Annotated in this window: 18 protein-coding genes, 1 tRNA gene and 1 pseudogene; 15 read left to right on the plus strand and 5 right to left on the minus strand. The window is 65.8% G+C overall.

What is annotated here, in order from left to right:
• Positions 1-7: 7 nt before the first annotated feature.
• Positions 8-1204 (minus strand): efflux RND transporter periplasmic adaptor subunit, encoded by a 1197-nt coding sequence (locus tag ACQKJZ_RS05550; RefSeq protein WP_312487123.1) that lies wholly within the window; start codon positions 1202-1204, stop codon positions 8-10.
• 129 nt (positions 1205-1333) lie between these two features.
• Between ACQKJZ_RS05550 and ACQKJZ_RS05555 the strand changes: the two genes are divergently transcribed.
• Genes ACQKJZ_RS05555 through ACQKJZ_RS05570 form a run of 4 tightly spaced genes read left to right on the plus strand, consistent with a single transcriptional unit; the run spans position 1334 to position 5715 of the window.
• On the plus strand, positions 1334-1966 hold the full coding sequence (locus ACQKJZ_RS05555; protein ID WP_427730288.1) for a TetR/AcrR family transcriptional regulator: 633 nt from the start codon (positions 1334-1336) through the stop codon (positions 1964-1966).
• Positions 1967-2003: 37 nt separating this feature from the next.
• Entirely contained in the window at positions 2004-3119 is a 1116-nt protein-coding gene (locus tag ACQKJZ_RS05560) for a glycosidase (protein WP_427730306.1), read from the plus strand.
• Positions 3116-4711, plus strand: a complete 1596-nt coding sequence (locus tag ACQKJZ_RS05565; protein WP_427730289.1) for an alpha-amylase family glycosyl hydrolase — start codon at positions 3116-3118, stop codon at positions 4709-4711. Before ACQKJZ_RS05560 ends, ACQKJZ_RS05565 begins: the two co-directional genes overlap by 4 nt.
• A complete protein-coding gene (locus ACQKJZ_RS05570) occupies positions 4708-5715 on the plus strand; it encodes a glycosyltransferase family 4 protein (protein WP_427730290.1) in 1008 nt (335 codons plus the stop codon). Before ACQKJZ_RS05565 ends, ACQKJZ_RS05570 begins: the two co-directional genes overlap by 4 nt.
• On the opposite strand, the gene ACQKJZ_RS05575 is transcribed toward ACQKJZ_RS05570, so the two are convergent.
• A complete protein-coding gene (locus ACQKJZ_RS05575; RefSeq protein WP_427730291.1) occupies positions 5694-6164 on the minus strand; it encodes a MarR family winged helix-turn-helix transcriptional regulator in 471 nt (156 codons plus the stop codon). The two genes, ACQKJZ_RS05570 and ACQKJZ_RS05575, sit on opposite strands and share 22 nt — an antisense overlap.
• 63 nt (positions 6165-6227) lie before the next feature.
• On the opposite strand from ACQKJZ_RS05575, the gene hppD reads away from it, so the two are divergent.
• The 4 genes from hppD to ACQKJZ_RS05595 all read left to right on the plus strand — a co-directional run bounded on the left by hppD (position 6228) and on the right by ACQKJZ_RS05595 (position 9628).
• Positions 6228-7289 carry a 4-hydroxyphenylpyruvate dioxygenase gene (gene hppD / locus ACQKJZ_RS05580; protein WP_427730292.1) on the plus strand — a complete coding sequence of 354 codons (1062 nt, stop codon included), beginning with the start codon at positions 6228-6230 and terminating at the stop codon, positions 7287-7289.
• A 76-nt stretch (positions 7290-7365) separates the two neighbouring features.
• Positions 7366-8643: a homogentisate 1,2-dioxygenase gene (gene hmgA / locus ACQKJZ_RS05585; RefSeq protein WP_427730293.1), complete on the plus strand. Its 1278-nt coding sequence runs from the start codon at positions 7366-7368 to the stop codon at positions 8641-8643.
• Positions 8640-9272 (plus strand): maleylacetoacetate isomerase, encoded by a 633-nt coding sequence (gene maiA / locus ACQKJZ_RS05590; RefSeq protein WP_427730294.1) that lies wholly within the window; start codon positions 8640-8642, stop codon positions 9270-9272. The genes hmgA and maiA overlap by 4 nt, the downstream gene beginning before the upstream one ends.
• A complete protein-coding gene (locus tag ACQKJZ_RS05595; protein WP_427730295.1) occupies positions 9269-9628 on the plus strand; it encodes a Rieske (2Fe-2S) protein in 360 nt (119 codons plus the stop codon). The genes maiA and ACQKJZ_RS05595 overlap by 4 nt, the downstream gene beginning before the upstream one ends.
• On the opposite strand, the gene ACQKJZ_RS05600 is transcribed toward ACQKJZ_RS05595, so the two are convergent.
• Positions 9618-10481: a PEP-CTERM sorting domain-containing protein gene (locus ACQKJZ_RS05600; protein ID WP_427730296.1), complete on the minus strand. Its 864-nt coding sequence runs from the start codon at positions 10479-10481 to the stop codon at positions 9618-9620. The genes ACQKJZ_RS05595 and ACQKJZ_RS05600 overlap by 11 nt on opposite strands.
• A 108-nt stretch (positions 10482-10589) precedes the next feature.
• Here ACQKJZ_RS05600 and ACQKJZ_RS05605 point away from each other — a divergent pair, with 108 nt between their 5' ends.
• From ACQKJZ_RS05605 to ACQKJZ_RS05620, 4 genes are all read left to right on the plus strand, one after another.
• Entirely contained in the window at positions 10590-10865 is a 276-nt protein-coding gene (locus ACQKJZ_RS05605; RefSeq protein ID WP_427730297.1) for a metal/formaldehyde-sensitive transcriptional repressor, read from the plus strand.
• A 24-nt stretch (positions 10866-10889) separates the two neighbouring features.
• Positions 10890-11864: a CDF family Co(II)/Ni(II) efflux transporter DmeF gene (gene dmeF / locus ACQKJZ_RS05610; RefSeq protein WP_427730298.1), complete on the plus strand. Its 975-nt coding sequence runs from the start codon at positions 10890-10892 to the stop codon at positions 11862-11864.
• Positions 11865-11900: 36 nt separating this feature from the next.
• Positions 11901-12566, plus strand: a complete 666-nt coding sequence (locus ACQKJZ_RS05615) for a L,D-transpeptidase family protein (RefSeq protein ID WP_427730299.1) — start codon at positions 11901-11903, stop codon at positions 12564-12566.
• A gap of 69 nt (positions 12567-12635) precedes the next feature.
• Positions 12636-12709 (plus strand) — tRNA-Gly (locus ACQKJZ_RS05620).
• Between the two features lie 8 nt (positions 12710-12717).
• Here ACQKJZ_RS05620 and ACQKJZ_RS05625 read toward each other — a convergent pair.
• Complete coding sequence (locus ACQKJZ_RS05625) at positions 12718-13695, minus strand: NAD-dependent epimerase/dehydratase family protein (RefSeq protein WP_427730300.1); 978 nt, start codon at positions 13693-13695, stop codon at positions 12718-12720.
• 97 nt (positions 13696-13792) lie between these two features.
• Entirely contained in the window at positions 13793-14563 is a 771-nt protein-coding gene (locus tag ACQKJZ_RS05630; protein WP_427730301.1) for a competence/damage-inducible protein A, read from the minus strand.
• A 51-nt stretch (positions 14564-14614) separates the two neighbouring features.
• Between ACQKJZ_RS05630 and map the strand changes: the two genes are divergently transcribed.
• The 3 genes and pseudogenes from map to ACQKJZ_RS05645 form a co-directional block, all read left to right on the plus strand.
• A complete protein-coding gene (map, locus tag ACQKJZ_RS05635; RefSeq protein WP_427730302.1) occupies positions 14615-15442 on the plus strand; it encodes a type I methionyl aminopeptidase in 828 nt (275 codons plus the stop codon).
• A 7-nt stretch (positions 15443-15449) separates the two neighbouring features.
• Complete coding sequence (locus tag ACQKJZ_RS05640) at positions 15450-16961, plus strand: ABC1 kinase family protein (protein ID WP_427730303.1); 1512 nt, start codon at positions 15450-15452, stop codon at positions 16959-16961.
• 57 nt (positions 16962-17018) lie between these two features.
• Positions 17019-17309, plus strand: a pseudogene (locus ACQKJZ_RS05645) (phosphoribosylformylglycinamidine synthase subunit PurL); the annotation flags it as partial.

Raw genomic sequence — 17309 nt, forward strand, 5'->3', positions numbered from 1 at the left:
CCGGCGATCAGCGACCAGCGGCGGGCTGTCCGCCCGGCTGGCCCTGCGCCTGTTGCCCATTGGCGGGTGCGCCGCCCTGGTTCGGCGCCTGGATGCGGACCTTCTGGCCCGGCTGCACCTTCTGCCAACCCTCGGTCACGACCTTCTCGCCGGGCTTCAGCCCCGACAGCACGACCCAGTTGCTGCCGACCTGTCCGCCGAGCGTGATCGGACGGGCCTGGACCGTACCCGATCCGTCGACGACCATCACCGAAGCGGCCTGGTTGCTCAGCTGCACCGCGCGCTGCGGCACCGAGATGCCGTTGCGGATGGTGCCTGCCGTCACATGCGCACGGACGAACTGGCCCGGCAGAAGCGCCCGGTTGGGGTTCGGGAAACGCGCGCGCAGCTGCTGGCTGCCGGTCGTGGGATCGACGGTCTGCCCGGCGAAATCGATTTGCCCGGCGGGGCCGTATTCGGTCCCGTCCTCCAGCGTCAGCCTGACCGTGATGTGCGACAGGTTGGGCAGCGACAGCCCGCCCGAGCGCGCCTGATTGATCATCTCGCTCAGCGCTGCGTTCGATTCGGTGAAGACCGCATAGATGGGCGACATCTGGTCGACCTGGGTCAGCGGCGTCGCCTGTGTCGCGCTGACCAGGGCGCCCTCGGTAACCTGGGCGCGGCCGACACGGCCGGCGATCGGCGCGCGGACGATCGTGTAGCTCAGCTGCAGCTGCGCGCGCGACAGGGCGGCGCGCGCATCGGCGACATTCGCATCGGCCTGGCGCAGCGTGGCCTGCGCGGCATCGAATTCCTGTGCGCTGACCGCCCGCTCGGACACCAGCGGCTGGTAACGACGCACGATCGACGCGGCGTTGACGCGCGCCGCCTCGGCCCGCGCGAGCGCGGCCTGTGCCTGCTGAACCTGCGCGCGGTAATCGCGCTGGTCGATGCGGAACAACGGCTGCCCCTCGGCGACGTCGGTACCTTCGCGGTACAGCCGCGCTTCGACGATGCCGTCGGTCCGTGCCCGGACCTCGGCCGTGCGGATGGCCTCTATCCGACCGGGCAGCTCGATGATGTTGGGCACGGCTTCACCCTGGACGGTGATCGCGGTCACCACCGGCGGCGGCGGTGCGGCCTGTTGCTGTTGATCGCCTTGTCCACATGCCGCGAGCGCGAGTGCCATCGCCAGCGAGGAGCCGGGTACGAAAAATTTGGCCACGCCGAGAAACTCCCTGAACCACGTATCGTTTGGATCACTGAATTTCCTCTGTACCTCGCATGTGCACAAAAGCAACGGCGAAGTGCAATTAAATTTGACGTCAGGTGTGGCAGGCCGCAAAGGGGGGCAATGGCGACCATCAAGAGAAGCGCGGGGCGCCCCACCCGGGAGCAGGCGCAACAGATAGACGACATCATCCTCTCGGGCGCGCGAGACGCCTTCTGCCGCCGCGGTATAGAGGATACGTCGATGGAGGATCTCGCGCTTTCCGTGGGGGTCAGTAAACACACCATCTATCGGCGCTATGCCGGCAAGATGGCGTTGCTGGACGCCGTGGTCACGCGCGATCTCGATCGCCTGCGCCAGGCGATGGATGAGGACGGCACGGGGCACAGCCCGCTCGAACGCCTCCGCTTTGCCGCACGGCGCTTTTTCCAGTTCTGCGTTCAGCCCGACTCGGTTCGTTTCATGGCGTTCATGACGTCGGAGGCGGTTTTCTCCGAGGAACTGCGCGACCGCTTCGCCACCTGGGACCGGGTGCTGTGCGATCCGATCGTCGCCTGCGTCCATGCCGCACAGCAGGCCGGCGAGCTGCGGACCGACGAACCGGCGCAAAGCTTGTTCAACCTGCTCGCGGACATGCTCGACGGGCCCAGCCGCCGGATGCAGTTCGACCTGCCCGATCCGTTTGGCGGCCTCGACGCGGACAGCTTTTTCGAACATCGCTGGTCGGTCTTCCTGAAAGTCGCCACTGCACGATGACGCGGAACGGGACGGAAGAGCAGGCGTTGCCGTGACCATGTCCGACGATCAGTTGATCTTCCGCCCCGACGATGTCGATCTTTCCCGGTCGCCGCTGCGGCGCGGGATCGCCGAGCCGACCTATGCGCTGGGCGCCTTCAACCCGGGCATGACCCGGCTGCCCAACGGCAATCTGTTGCTGATGGTCCGCATCGCGGAGGCCCTGTCGCAGCCGGTCGAGGGTGAGCATGTCCGTGCGATCCGCTGGGACCAAGGCCGCTATGTCCTCGATCGCTACCGCGTCGATCAGGTGGACATGGCCGACCCCCGCCAGTTCGCGCTGAGAGGCGCGGCGCACCGCATGCTGGCGTTGACATCGCTGTCCTGGCTGCTCCCGGTCGAAATCTCTCCGGATGGCGAGACCGTGCTCGCGGTTCATTACGACAAGGCGATCGAACCCGCCGCGACATGGCAGGATTACGGAGTCGAAGACCCCCGGATCAGCCGTATCGGCGACCGCTGGTACATGACGACCTGTTCGGTATCCGCCGAGCGCCATTCGACCACGCTCCATATCTCCGAAAACGGGATGGACTATACGCTGGTGGGGATCATCCTCGACCATCAGAACAAGGATATGCTGTTCTTCGAAGGGTTGGTCCGCGGGCGTTTCATGGCGCTGACCCGGCCGCTGGGTGAAGTCTATTTCGCTTACCCGGAAGCCAGCCCCTATGTCGGCGGTCCATCGATCAACTTCGCCACCTCGCCGGATGGGTTGCACTGGAAGCCGCTCGAAGCCCCGGGGATCCGCGCGCGCAAGGCATCGACCTCGGCCATGAAGGTCGGCGGCGGTACTCCGCCCATTCTGACGAAGGACGGTTGGCTGACCCTATACCACGGGGTCGAGCGCCGCGATGCGGTCGGCATTTATCGCAGCTTCTGGGCGCTGTTCGACGCCGAAGACCCCACGCGCATCCTGCGGCTGGAGGACGATCATCCCGTTCTGGAGGCCGACCCCGAACTGACCGCGCCCATCGCCCACCAGATCTACCTCCCGACCCCGGTCGTGTTCTCGACCGGGATCGTCGACATGGGCGACCATTATCTGGTGGCCAGCGGTGAGGCCGATCTGGCGTGCCGCATGACGCGATTGCCCAAGGATCGCTTCCGTTGACCGCCCGCCCCTGGTGGCAGTCGTCCGTCCTGTATCAGATTTATCCCTGGTCCTTTCAGGACAGCGATGGCGACGGCATCGGTGACCTGCGCGGCATCGCGACCCGACTCGACTATCTGGTCGAACTGGGCGTGGATGCGATCTGGTTATCGCCTATATTTCCGTCACCTATGGCCGATTTCGGTTATGACGTCGCGGAATATTGCGACATAGATCGGCGGTTCGGAACGCTTGCGGATTTCGATGCGCTTCTCGCCTCGGCCCATGCGCGCGGACTGAAGCTGCTGCTGGACTTCGTGCCCAATCACAGCTCGGACCAGCATCCCTGGTTCGTGGAAAGCCGATCCTCCCGCGACAGCCCGAAGCGCGAATGGTATATCTGGCGCGATCCCGCCGCGGATGGCGGACCGCCCAACAACTGGATCAGCGACTTTGGCGGGCCGGCCTGGACCTATGACGCCAAGACCGGGCAATATTATTCGCACGCCTTTCTGAAAGAACAGCCCGATCTGAACTGGCGCACCCCCGAGGTGCGCGCCGCGATGCTCGACGTGCTTCGCTTCTGGTTCGCGCGGGGGGTCGATGGCTTTCGCATCGACGTGCTGTGGCACATCGTCAAACATGCCGACTTCCCCGACAATCCCATCAACCCCGGCTGGGCCCCCGCAATGGGCGAGATGCACCGGGTATTTCAGCTCCACTCGACCGACCAGCCCGAGGTACACGACATCGCCGCCGATATGCGCGCCATCGCCGACGCCTTTGGCCGCGAGGGTGACGATCGGGTGCTGATCGGCGAGATTTACCTACCTGTCGAACGGCTTATGCGCTATTATGGGTTGGCGGGCGAAGGTGTGCACCTGCCCTTCAACTTCCAGCTGATCGACGCCGCTTGGGACGCACGAAGCCTGGCGCGGATGATCGCCGAGTATGAAGCCGCCCTTCCCCCCGGCGGATGGCCGAACTGGGTGCTGGGCAACCACGACCGGCCGCGTAGCGCCACCAAGCGCGGGCCGGCGCAGGCGCGCGTCGCCGCGATGCTGCTGCTGACCCTTCGCGGTACGCCGACGCTCTATTATGGCGATGAGTTGGGCATGACGGACGGAGTCATTCCTCCCGACCGTGTGCGCGATCCGCGCGAATTGCGAGAACCCGGCCTGGGTCTCGGCCGCGATCCGGTCCGCACGCCGATGCCCTGGGACGACAGTCCTCATGCGGGCTTTACCAGGGGCGAACCATGGCTGCCCCTGGGCGGTGACTGGCGCGAACGAAACGTCGCGGCCGAGGCGGACGACCCCCATTCGATGCTGGCGCTTCACCGAGCGCTCCTCTCCCTTCGCCGAGCGATACCCGCACTGGCAGTCGGCACGATCCGACTGTTGGAGGCGGAAGGCGACGTGCTGGCCTATGAACGGGAACAGGATGGCGAGCGCATCGTCGTCGCGCTCAATCTGGGCCATGACGCCGCGCCTGTCGCGCTTCCCGCAGGCCAGCCCATTCTTTCCACGCTGCCCGGTCCGCTGCCCTCGGCCGCCCCTTCCCTGCTGCGCCCCGACGAGGGGCTTATCCTGAAAGTCGACGCCTCCGCATGAAGATAGCGATGATCGCTCCGATCGCGTGGCGTACGCCGCCCCGCGCCTATGGCCCATGGGAACTGGTCACCAGCCTGTTGACCGAGGCGTTGGTGGCGCGCGGCGTCGACGTGACGCTGTTCGCGACCCAGGACAGCATCACCCAGGCGACACTCGCCGGTCCGGTCCCGGCGGCCTATTCGGAAGACCCGGCGGTGGACGCCAAGGTGTGGGAGATGCGCCACCTCGCGACCGTGTTCGAGCGGGCGGGCGAATTCGATCTGATCCACAACCAGGCGGATTTTCCGGCGCATGCCTTTTCCCGCCTGGTCGACACGCCGATGGTGACGACGATCCACGGTTTTTCGTCCGACCGGATCATGCCGATGTATGAGCCCTATCAGGACCGCGTGCATTATGTCGCGATCTCGGACGCCGATCGCCATCCGCGCTTGCGCTATGCCGCCACCATTCATCACGGCATCCCGATCGACGATTTTCCTTTCGATCCAAGCGGTAGCGACGATCTTCTGTTCTTTGGTCGCATCCATCCCGACAAGGGCGCGGCCGAGGCGATCGCCGCCGCGCGCGCCAGCGGACGCCGGCTGGTCATGGCCGGCATCGTGCAGGATCAAGGCTATTGGGAGCGCGAGGTCGCGCCGCATGTCGACGGCGATCGCGTCGTCTATCGCGGCCCGGTCGGCGGTACGGATCGAACCGCGACGCTGGGGCAGGCACGGGCGCTGCTCCACCTGATCAATTTCGACGAGCCCTTCGGCCTGTCGGTGGTCGAGGCCATGGCCTGTGGGACGCCCGTGATCGCGATCCGGCGCGGTTCGATGGCCGAGCTGATCGAGGACGGCGTCACCGGCTTTCTAGTCGACAGCGTCGATGAGGCCATCGCGGCGATCGAACGGATCGACCAGATCGACCGCGCCGCCTGCCGCCGCGCGGCCGAGACACGCTTTTCGGTCGATCGCATGGCCGATGAGTATCTAACCCTCTATCGCTCGATCCTGGGTTGATCGCGCAGCGACAGGGCGATCGCATCGATCCGGTGGAGCATGGCCACGAACGCCTCCAGCTCTTCGGGCCGGAAGTCGGAGAATAATTGTTCCTCCAATTCCAATGCCTTGGGTGAGACATCCGCGTATAATTCACGGCCCGCGTCGGTCAGCACGAGCAGATGGGAACGCCGGTCGCCGTCATGCGCCGTCCTGGCCATCAGCCCGCGCCCGACCATCGCGATCGCGGCGCGCGAGACGGTGACCTTGTCCATCCGGCTGCGCTCGCACACCGCAGACTGCGCCACGGCGCCCTCCTCCGCCACGATCGCGATCAGCCGCCATTCCGGGATCGTGAGCCCAAACAGCTGTTGATAGGCGCTGGCGATATGGTCGCTGACCAGGTTCGAGGTGATCGACAGGCGGTAGGGCAGAAAGGCATCGAGCCGCAATTCGCGAGATCGTAACATTTGACACCAATTCTCCGGTCTGCGATTTAGTTGCCAACGTTACTGGATCAGGAGTTGGACGTCATGGCAACCACCCCGAACAATCCGCTGGGCCTCGATGGCTTCGCCTTTTGCGAGTTCACCACCCCCGAACCCGACGCGCTGGCGCGCCAGTTCGACATGATGGGTTTCGTACCGACCCATCGTCATCCCGCCAAGGCGATCACCCGGTACAAGCAAGGCCGCATCACGCTGCTCCTCAACGCCGAAGCCGATGGACAGGCTGCGGATTTTCGGGCCGAGCATGGTCCCTCGGCCAGCGGCATGGGCTTTTACGTCGCCGATCCCGCCGAGGCGTTCGACCATGCCATCAAGGGTGGTGCCGTCGCGGTCGACGCGACGCGCGGCTGCCTGACCCCGGACGCCAAGGCGATCGAGGGCATCGGCGGCAGCTATCTGTATCTGGTCAAGGCCGGTGACGACCTGTTCGCCGACTGGAACGAGATCGAGGGTTGGCAACAGGCGGAGGCGGAGAACAATGTCGGCCTCGATCTGCTCGACCATCTGACCCACAATGTCCGTCGCGGCGAGATGCGCACCTGGTCGGGCTTCTACTCGAAGCTGTTCGGCTTCGAGGAACAAAAGTATTTCGACATCAAGGGCAAGGCGACCGGCCTGTTCAGCCAGGCGATGATCGCCCCCGACAAGGCGATCCGCATCCCCCTGAACGAAAGCCAGGACGAGAAGAGCCAGATCGAGGAGTTCATCCGCGAGTATAATGGCGAAGGCATCCAGCATCTTGCGCTGACCACCGACAATATCTTCGAGACGGTGGAAAAGCTGCGCGAACGCGGCGTTCGACTGCAGGATACGATCGAGACCTATTATGAGCTGGTCGACAAGCGCGTCCCCAACCATGGCGAGGACCTGGAGCGCCTGAAGCGCAATCGCATCCTGATCGACGGGAATGTCGGCGAGGAGGGCATCCTGCTCCAGATCTTCACCGAGAACATGGTCGGGCCGATCTTCTTCGAGATCATCCAGCGCAAGGGCAATGAGGGCTTCGGCAACGGCAATTTCCAGGCTCTGTTCGAGAGCATCGAACTGGATCAGATCCGGCGCGGCGTGATTTCGGTCGACGCCTGATGCGAAGCTGCCCCCCTCCCCTGAAGGGGAGGGGTTCGTGCCAAGAAGCGCTGGCATGTTGTGGAGAGGAAAAGAGATGACGACATCCTACATCCCCGGCTTCGGCAACCACGTCGCGACAGAAGCGGTCCCCGGCGCCCTCCCCATCGGTCGCAACTCGCCGCAGCGCCCGGCTTATGGGCTGTATGCCGAGCAACTCTCCGGCACCGCCTTCACCGCGCCGCGCCACGAAAACCGCCGCTCTTGGCTTTACCGTTTGCGCCCGACCGCCGAGCATCCGCCCTACACGCCCTATGAGGGCGCGCCCCGCTTCGCCCCCGGGACTAGCGACGCGCCGCTGCCCCCCAATCGCCTGCGCTGGGACCCGGCACCGACGGCCCCGCCGGGTACCGACTGGATCGACGGCATGACGACCATGCTCGCCAATCGCGATCCGGCCGATCTGGAAGGCGTGGCGGTCCATGTCTATGCGTGCAATCGCGACATGGACCGTGTCTTCGTCGATGCGGACGGCGAACTCGTCTTCCTGCCCCAGGCGGGTCGCCTGACCCTGCTGACCGAGCTGGGCCGGATCGACATCGCGCCGGGTCAGATCGCGCTGGTCCCGCGCGGCGTGCGGTTCCGGGTCGAGCTGCCCGATGGCGAGGCGACCGGGTACGTGGCCGAGAATCACGGCAGTCTGTTCCGCCTGCCGGACCTGGGTCCGATCGGCGCCAACGGTCTTGGCAATCCGCGCGATTTCGAGACGCCGGTCGCTTGGTTCGAGGACCGCGACGAACCGACCCCGGTCGTGCAGAAATTCCTCGGGTCGCTCTGGACGATGACGCTCGACCACAGCCCGCTCGACGTGGTGGCGTGGCATGGCAATCTCGCGCCGTGGCGCTATGACCTATCGCGCTTCAACACCATCAACACGGTCAGCTTTGATCACCCAGACCCGTCGATTTTCACCCTGCTGACTTCGCCCAGCGACGTGCCCGGTCGCGCAAATGCCGATCTGGTGCTGTTCCCGCCACGCTGGATGGTGGCGGAGGACACGTTCCGCCCGCCATGGTTCCACCGCAACGTCATGTCGGAGGCGATGGGGCTGATCACCGGCGCCTATGATGCCAAGGCGGAGGGTTTTCAGCCCGGTGGCCTGTCGCTGCACAATCTGATGGCCGGCCACGGCCCCGACCTCGCCAGTTGGCAGGGCGCGAGCAACGCCGATCTGAAGCCGCATCGGATTGACGGCACCATGGCCTTCATGGTGGAAAGTTGCTGGCCCTATCGCCCGACAAATCACGCGCTCACCCATGCCCAGCTCGACTATGACGCGGTATGGAAGGATTTCCCGAAGGCCAAGCTGCCATGAGCCTGACGCTGCATGGCTATTGGCGGTCGAGCGCGGCCTATCGCGTACGCCTGGCGCTCGGGCTGAAGGGCCTGCCCTATGACAGCGTGACGCACGACTTGCGGCTGGGCGAACAGCGTGGAGAGGCCTATCGCCGGTTGCAGCCGCAGGGTCTGGTACCCGTGCTCGATGGCCCGGACGGGCTGTTGATGCAGAGCCCCGCGATCCTCGAATGGCTGGAGGAGCGTTATCCCGACCCGCCGCTGCTTCCCGCCGATCCCGGCGGCCGCGCCGTGGTACGCGCGATGGCGGCGATCGTCGCCTGCGACATTCACCCCATCAACAATCTGCGCGTTCTGACCCGGTTGCGGACCGACATGGGGACGGACGAGGCGGCGGTGAGCGACTGGATCCGCCACTGGGTCGCCGAGGGTTTCGCGGCGATCGAGACGATGATCGCACGCCATGGTGGCGGCTATGCCTATGGCGACAGCCCGACCCTGGCCGACTGCCACATCCTGCCACAGGTCTATAATGCCGAGCGGTTCGGGGTCGATCTCACGCCCTATCCCCGCCTGACGGCCTGCGCGGCACGCCTGCGCGAGCGGGTGCCGGGGGCCGCCCCCGAAGCGCAGGACGATGCGGGATGAGCGACGAACGGCTGACCACCACGCCGGCGGGCATCGCGCTCGGCCCGTTGGAGACGATCGGCGATGGCGCGGCGCGCAACTTCGTGCTGCAAATGCGTGCCGGTCGATTCCACGGCTTCGTCGTGCGGCGGGGGGGCACGGTGCATGGCTATGTCGATCGATGCCCGCATATGGGCCTGCCGCTCGCGCAGGAGCTCGACGCCTATCTGACGCCGGGGGGCGACCGGATCGCCTGTTCGTGGCATGGCGCGATCTTCGCGGTCGAGGATGGCGCCTGCCTGGGCGGGCCCTGCGCCGGCCAGCGGCTGACCCCCTGGCCCGTGACGGTACGCGATGGAACGATCGTTACGGCCTGACCTCTGCGATTTCCGCATGCGCGATCGCCTGGAGCCGGCCAACGGTGCGCGGCTCCAGCCCCAGATCGCGGCCGGCGCGTTCATCCTCGCCAAGTCGTCGGACATCGAAACCCGTCACCTTCCCGAAGATCACCAGTGCCTCCAGATAATAACCCGCCGCGCTCGCGTGATACTGGTCCCAGCTCCACAGGTCGATCTGACCGAAGGCGATGCCGTCATAGGGGTTGGGGTCCGCGATCCGGTCACGCCAAGCGCGGTTCCACGCCTGGCCCACGGGAATCGCACCCGCCAGGTCGGGTCGGCGGCGCAGCGTATAGGCGTTGGCGGCCGCCAGATCGTCCGCCATCGCGAAGATCGGCTTGCCGTGCCAGGGGCTGGGCGTGCGATAGGTCAGGTCGGCGCGGCTCCACGTCGAGACCAGTTCGATACGAACACGCGGATTGGCACGACGCAACATGTCGGCAATCAGCCCGACCGCCTCGACATGACGCGCCGGATCGCCCGGCCGCTGCGCGTCGAGGGTGCTATAGTCCTGAAGGATCACCACGTCCCAGCGGCGATCGATCTCGCGGCGTTTCTGCTCATAGTGAAAGGCCAGGTCCTTGCCGGGCGACGTCTCCAGGCTGACCGTCCAATCCTGCCCCGCCTGCTCGGCGAAGGTCTTGAACAGCGCCGGCACTCCACCGATGCCTTCCTTGTTCAAATCGCGCACGGCATCGGGGCGGTAGCGCATGACCGGCGAATTGGCCCCGAACGTGAAACTGTTGCCGACGAACAGGATCGTCTCCGCCATGGCAGGCGTCGCCATGCCCCAGGCCGCCACGACCAGCGTCCATTGCCGCCACAACCCCATGATCCACCTCCGGTTCGCCGATGCCAAAGCCGTCTTTGGGGGAGTCGATCGAACGGGGCAAGCCGACGATTGCAGCGGCCGTCATTATACCCTATACCCCTATCCATTATGGCGCATGTCACCACCAGCAAGGAAAAGATCATTGCCCGCGTTCGCCGTATCGCGGGTCAGGTCGCGGCGATCGAACGATCGGTGACGGCGGATGCCGATTGCGCCGAGACGCTGCATCTGGTCGCGGCGGTACGCGGTGCGGTCGCGGGCCTGATGGATGAACTGGTCGAGGATCACCTCCACGCGCATGTCGCCGCGCCCGGCCAAAGCGATGCCGAGCGCAGCGCCGCCGCCGTCGAGTTGGCCAAGCTCCTTCGCCGCCATTTTCGCTGATATTGGGATTCAGGGAACGCCGTCATGACGACGCACAGCCACGATTATCTGGGCCATGCCCATGACGACAACGCCCGGCGGACGCAGGCCGTCGCCTGGCTGTCGGCGGTGATGATGGTCGGTGAGATCATCGCCGGCTATTGGACCGGATCGATGGCGTTGCTGGCGGACGGGTTCCACATGGCGACGCATGTCGGCGCGCTGGGCATCGCCGCCATCGCCTATTCCTATGCCAAGCGGCACGTCGCCAACCCGCGCTATAGCTGGGGTACGGGCAAGGTCGGCGAATTGGCGGGCTTCGGCTCGGCGATGGTGTTGGGCATCGTGTCGCTGTTCATCGCCTATGAGTCGATCACCCGCCTCGCCGATCCGCATCCCGTCATCTTCGGTGACGCGATCCTGGTCGCCGTGCTGGGCCTGGCGATCAACGTGATCAGCGCCTTCATGCTGTCGGGCGGTCACCATCACGGTCACGGGCATCACCATCATGGGCACGAGCACGACCATCATCACCATGGGCACGACCATCATCACCATGGGCACGACCATCACCACCCGCACGACCATGCCGATGATCGCCATGGCGGCGACACCAACATGCGCGCGGCCTATATCCATGTGCTGGCCGATGCGCTGACCTCGGTGATGGCGATCCTGGCGTTGGTGGCGGGTCGGTATCTCGGATGGGTCTGGCTCGATCCCGCGGTGGGCCTGCTCGGCGCGGTGGTGATCGCCAACTGGGCGGTGGGGCTCATGCGTCAGGCGTCATCGGTATTGCTCGACGCGGCGGACCCCAAGCTGGCCAGCGAGGTGCGCACGCGGGTCGAGGGACCGGGCGATACGCGCATCCACGATTTCCACATCTGGCGGATCGGGCCGACCGCCCATGCCGTCGTGCTGGCGGTGGAAGGGACCCGTGCCCCCCTGACCAGTGCTGCGATCCACGACCGGCTGGCGGGCATGGCGGCGCTGGGCCACGTCACGGTCGAAATCCGCTAACGCCTCGTTCAGCACGGATGGGTATGCGATAGGCGGATGCGGACTTTGCAGATCCTGGCGGGAATGATCCTGATCAGCGCCGTCGCCGGCGGCGGCATGCTGCTGACGCGTCGACCGGACGCCGCGACGACGTCCCAGGCGCCGCCCCCTTCCCTTGCGCCATCCATCGCCCCGACGCCCTCCCCTTTGCCGACGCCCTCCCCTTTGCCGACGCCCAGCCCGGTTGCCAGCCCCAGCCCTACCCCGTTCGTCGTACGCCGCATCCTCGACCTGAAAAAGCCGCTGCGCCACGGTGACTTCGTCTGGGACGAGGCGGGCGCTCCGCAAGGCCCGGTCGTCATCACGGTCGATCTGGCGGCGCAGGTCGTCTCGATCTTCCGCGATGGCTATGAGATCGGGGCGGCGGCCATGATCTATGGCGCGGACAATATGCCGACCCCGCTGGGCGTATTTCCGATCCTGCAAAAGGACGCCGACCACGTCTCCAACCTGTATGACGCGCCGATGCCCTATATGCTGCGGCTGACCAATGACGGTGTGGCGATCCATGCCAGCGACGTCGCCTATGGCAACGCCACGCACGGCTGCATCGGCGTACCCATCGGCTTTGCCCGCAAGCTGTTCGCCGCCACCCGGCTGGGCGACCGGGTGATCGTCACCAACGGCAAGACCATGACGCTGGGCCAGTCGATCACCGGCTGAACACGCTCAAGATTTCCGCGACAGGGCGCTTGCCAAACCCGCCGCGCTTGAATAGGTGCGATTTCGCACGCGGGTGTAGCTCAATGGTAGAGCAGAAGCTTCCCAAGCTTACGACGAGGGTTCGATTCCCTTCACCCGCTCCAGCTTCGCGTCAGACCCCGTGATACGCCCGGTACCATTGCGCGAAGCGTCCCAGCCCTTCAGTCAACCGCACTTTGGGCGCATAGCCGGTCAGGGCGTTCAGCTTCGATATATCGGCGAAGGTCGCGGTCACGTCCCCCGGTTGCATGGGCCGCATGATCTTGACGGCCTCGCGCCCCAATGCCCGTTCTAGCGTCGCGATCATGTCCATCAACGGGACCGGCTCGCTGTCGCCGATGTTGAGCAGCCGGTGCGCTCCCTGCGCGGGCGGATGGTCCAGCGCCCCGATGATCCCGTCGACGATATCGTCGATATAGGTGAAGTCGCGCGCCATCCGCCCCTCGCCGTACACTTCGATCGGCCGCCCCCCCATGATGCGGTCGGTGAACGAGAAATAGGCCATGTCGGGCCGGCCCCAGGGGCCGTAGACGGTAAAAAAGCGCAGCCCCGTCAGGGGAAAGCCATACAGCGTCGCATAGGATTGGCTCATCAATTCGCAGGCGCGCTTGGTCGCGGCATAGAGCGAGACCGGCGAGACGCAGGGCTCGTCCTCGCTGAACCCCTGCCCGCCCATCGGCCGGTCGCCATAGACCGAACTGGACGAGGCATAGACGAGATGCTCGAACCCGGGCTGATGGCGACAGGCCTCCATCACCGCCAGATGCCCGGCCACGTTCGACCGCTCATAGGCGAAGGGATGGGCGATGCTGTGGCGAACACCCGCCTGCGCGGCGAGGTGGATGACGCGGGTGACGCCCCGTTCGCGCACCAGTCGTGCGATCGCGTCGGCATCGGCGATGTCGATGCGATGAAAGTCGAAAGCCCGCCGACCATCGAAGGTCGACAGCCGCGCCGCCTTCAGCGCCGGGTCGTAATAGTCGTTGACGATGTCGGCACCGACGACCGTCTCACCGCGATCGAGCAGGCGATGGACCGTGGCATGGCCGATGAAACCCGCCGCGCCGGTCACCAGGATCGGCGACGTCATGCCCATATTCTCACGCCATCACCGCCATTCGCTTCGAAACCCCATCTTTGCCTCGGAACTCTGCCATGGGAAACAGGGGGTTAAAGGACCGCTAAGATCAGATGCCGTCGGCGATGACGCGGTGGCCTTGCGCTTCCAGGGCGGTGGTCAGGTCGGCGATGCAGGTGGCCACCAGCGCCGCATCCGGGCTGCGCACGACGAAATTCGCGCCCGTCCGGCCTTCGCGGAAGAACGGATAGCTGCCGATCGCGACACCCTCATGCGCCTTCTCCGCCTGGCGGAGCAGATCGGCCACCTCGCTCTCACCCACCCAGCAGCCGATGCTGGCGGAAACGACCGGCCGCCCGCCCTCCAGCGTGCCGGTCAGCGCGTCGAGCATGCCGGCGGTGATATGCGGCACGCCGGCCATGATGAAGATGTTGCCGATCCGAATACCCGGTGCGCCCGATACGCGATTGGCGATCAGCGAGGCCCCTGCCGGGGTGCGCGCCATCCGCGCCCGCGCCGGCGTCACCCCGCCGCGCGTCGCATAATAGTCGTCCAGGATCGCGCGCGCCTCGGGATGTTCGATCACGGGCAGGCCCAGGGCGGCGGCGATGGCGTCGACGGTGATATCGTCATGCGTGGGACCGATACCGCCGGTGGTGAACAGATAGTCGTTGCGCACCCGCAGGCTGTTGACCGCCTCGCCGATCGCGTCGGCACGATCGGGGACGACGCGCACCTCGGCCAGTCGAATGCCCTGCACGTTCAACCAGGCCGCGAGTTGCGCGATATTGCGATCCTGCGTCCGGCCGGAAAGGATTTCGTCGCCGATCACGACCAGCGCGGCGGTCCAGATGCGCTCGGAGCTAAGGGCGGTTTCCATGGGGTGTGACATAGCCTCGCAAAACGCGGTGCGCCACGCTATATCCGCGCGATGACCGATTATGTGACCGTTTCCGCCGATGCGCCCCAGGGGCGGGACGGCGCGATCAAGCTGTGGGGCCGCGAGGCGTTCGAGGGCATGCACAAGGCCGGCCGGCTGGCCGCCGAGACGCTGGACATGCTGGTCCCGCACATGGTGCCCGGCGTCACCACCGCCGAGATCAACCGGCTGGTCCATGACTTCATCGTCGAACGTGGCGGCGTGCCCGCGACTTTGGGCTATCGCGGCTACGCCCATTCGACCTGTGTTTCGATCAACCATGTCGTGTGCCATGGCATCCCGTCCGACAAGGCACTGAAGTCGGGTGATATCGTCAATGTCGACGTGACCCCGATCGTCGACGGCTGGCATGGCGACACCAGCCGCATGTATCTGATCGGCGACGTGCCGCTGAAGGCGCGAAAGCTGGTGGAGGTGACCTATGAATGCCTGATGCTGGGCATCGAGCAGGCGCGGCCCGGCAATCATATGGGCGACGTCGCCAACGCCATTCAGCGTCATGCCGAAAAGCATCGCTACGGCGTGGTCCGCGATTTCTGCGGCCACGGCCTGGGGCTGTTGTTCCATGACGCGCCGGAGGTCGTCCATGCCGGTCGTCCCGGCACCGGCCCCGAGCTGAAGCCCGGCATGATCTTCACCATCGAGCCGATGATCAATATCGGCCGCCCGGACGTGAAGCTGCTCGACGATGGCTGGACGGCAGTGACGCGCGACCGGTCGCTGTCGGCGCAGTTCGAACATTCGATCGGCATCACCGAGGAGGGCTGCGAGATCTTCACGCTCAGCCCCGCCGGCTACACCCAGCCGCCTTACATTTGAGATGACGATGATCGGGGCGATTCGCGTCGCGGCGCGGGATCGCGCCCGGCTGGCCGAGGTGATCGCGACGGCGTCGCGCTTCGGACTGGACGTGCTGCTCGCCCGGCTGGGCCTCGATCCAGCGCGCCGCGATCCCGACGCGCTGCCCTTCGACCTGCCCGCCCGCACGCGGCAGGCGATGGAGGCGCTCGGCCCCGTCTGGGTGAAGCTTGGGCAAATCCTGGCCACCCGCTCCGATCTGCTGCCGCCCGAATGGATCGCGGAACTGGAGCATCTGCACAGCGCGGCCCCGCGCCTGCGCTTCGAGCAATTGCGCGAACAGGTCGAAGCTGCCTTGGGCGAGCCGCCCGAAACCGCCTTCGTCCGCTTCGGTGCCGAGCCGCTCGCCGCCGCCTCGATCGCACAAGTCCACCGTGCTGCGCTGGCCGATGGGACCGAGGTCGTGCTGAAGATCCGCCGCCCCGGCATCCGGCCGATCATGGAAGCGGACCTTCGCCTGCTGACCCAATTCGCCGCGATGGTCGAGGCCACCAATGCCGAGGCACGCCGCTATGGCGCGGCGCGGATGGTCCGTGAACTCAGCCGCGACATATTGGAGGAGCTGGACTTCACCAATGAGGGGCGCAACGCCGACCGGCTGCGCGAGGATTTCGCACGTGAACCGCGCGTCGTGGTGCCGGCCATCCATTGGCGGCATAGCTCCGAAACGTTGCTGGTCATGGACTATATCGAGGGTGTTCCGCCCCGCAACGCCGCGGTCCTACAACAGGCCGGCATCGATCCGGCGGCCATTGCGGCGACGGGCGCGGACATCGTGCTGGACATGATGCTGATCAATGGGCGTTTCCACGGTGACCCGCATCCCGGCAATCTGCTCTGCCTGCCGGGCGACCGTATCGCGATGCTCGACATGGGACTGATCGGCCATGTCAGTCCTCGCCGACGCGAAGAGGTCATCGCCTTTACCCAGGCGATCATGAACAGCGACTCCACGCTGCTCGCCGAAACCATGAAGCAATGGTCGCAAACCGACGACATCGCCCCCGCGCGATTCGAAGCGGTCGCCGATCGGCTGATCGTGCGGCATGGCGGCGGAACGCTGAGGCTGGCGGCCATCCTGGCGGACATCTTTCCGATCCTGCGCGAGGAGCGGATCGTGCTTCAGCCCGATCTTCTGTTGCTGTTCAAGGCGCTGATCACCATCGATGGCGTGCTGAGTGGTATCCAGCCGGACTTCGACCTGTCGACCGCGCTGCGCCGTGCCGCCTCCCGCATCGTCGAGGCGCGCCTGGCCCCGGAACGTTGGGGCAAGCGCGCCGCTGCGCTTGCATTGGAGCTGGACCGGCTGGGCGACGACCTGCCCCGCCTGATCCGCGCCACGACCCGTAAGCTGGAGAGCGAACAGGCCGCCGTCTCGACCGCTGGTATCGAGGCCGCGATCCGCCTGGGCGCGGGCTGGATCGCGGGCGCGCTGGCCGTGTCGGGTATCGCGATCGCGGTGGCGATGCATCTGGGATAGCGGGTCGACCAACAGCGATAGTGACGAACCCGCGACACCGCGTTAAAGGCGCGGGCCATGACCGAGATCACGCCCCAGATCGTCGCCGACCACGGCCTGTCCGAAGAAGAATATCAGCGCGTCCTGACCGCGCTGGGCCGCGAGCCCAATCTCGTGGAGCTCGGCATCTTCTCGGTGATGTGGTCCGAGCATTGCAGCTATAAGTCGAGCCGCATCCATCTGAAGAAGCTGCCGACCGAAGGGCCGCAGGTCATTTGCGGTCCGGGCGAGAATGCGGGCGTGATCGATATTGGCGACGGCCAGGCCGCCATCTTCAAGATGGAGAGCCACAACCACCCCTCGTACATC

Source organism: Sphingomonas sp. NPDC019816 (assembly GCF_050274375.1).
Lineage (GTDB): Bacteria > Pseudomonadota > Alphaproteobacteria > Sphingomonadales > Sphingomonadaceae > Sphingomonas.

Bases quoted from the DNA above. Each gene is read 5' to 3' on its own strand.
- ACQKJZ_RS05555 (WP_427730288.1), top strand. From the start codon at position 1,334: ATGGCGACCATCAAGAGAAGCGCGGGGCGCCCCACCCGGGAGCAGGCG.
- ACQKJZ_RS05630 (WP_427730301.1), bottom strand. From the start codon at position 14,563: ATGGAAACCGCCCTTAGCTCCGAGCGCATCTGGACCGCCGCGCTGGTC.
- maiA (WP_427730294.1), top strand. From the start codon at position 8,640: ATGAGCCTGACGCTGCATGGCTATTGGCGGTCGAGCGCGGCCTATCGC.
- ACQKJZ_RS05575 (WP_427730291.1), bottom strand. From the start codon at position 6,164: ATGTTACGATCTCGCGAATTGCGGCTCGATGCCTTTCTGCCCTACCGC.
- ACQKJZ_RS05640 (WP_427730303.1), top strand. From the start codon at position 15,450: ATGATCGGGGCGATTCGCGTCGCGGCGCGGGATCGCGCCCGGCTGGCC.
- ACQKJZ_RS05625 (WP_427730300.1), bottom strand. From the start codon at position 13,695: ATGACGTCGCCGATCCTGGTGACCGGCGCGGCGGGTTTCATCGGCCAT.
- hppD (WP_427730292.1), top strand. From the start codon at position 6,228: ATGGCAACCACCCCGAACAATCCGCTGGGCCTCGATGGCTTCGCCTTT.
- ACQKJZ_RS05560 (WP_427730306.1), top strand. From the start codon at position 2,004: ATGTCCGACGATCAGTTGATCTTCCGCCCCGACGATGTCGATCTTTCC.
- ACQKJZ_RS05595 (WP_427730295.1), top strand. From the start codon at position 9,269: ATGAGCGACGAACGGCTGACCACCACGCCGGCGGGCATCGCGCTCGGC.
- ACQKJZ_RS05570 (WP_427730290.1), top strand. From the start codon at position 4,708: ATGAAGATAGCGATGATCGCTCCGATCGCGTGGCGTACGCCGCCCCGC.
- dmeF (WP_427730298.1), top strand. From the start codon at position 10,890: ATGACGACGCACAGCCACGATTATCTGGGCCATGCCCATGACGACAAC.
- hmgA (WP_427730293.1), top strand. From the start codon at position 7,366: ATGACGACATCCTACATCCCCGGCTTCGGCAACCACGTCGCGACAGAA.
- map (WP_427730302.1), top strand. From the start codon at position 14,615: ATGACCGATTATGTGACCGTTTCCGCCGATGCGCCCCAGGGGCGGGAC.
- ACQKJZ_RS05605 (WP_427730297.1), top strand. From the start codon at position 10,590: ATGGCGCATGTCACCACCAGCAAGGAAAAGATCATTGCCCGCGTTCGC.
- ACQKJZ_RS05600 (WP_427730296.1), bottom strand. From the start codon at position 10,481: ATGGGGTTGTGGCGGCAATGGACGCTGGTCGTGGCGGCCTGGGGCATG.
- ACQKJZ_RS05615 (WP_427730299.1), top strand. From the start codon at position 11,901: ATGCGGACTTTGCAGATCCTGGCGGGAATGATCCTGATCAGCGCCGTC.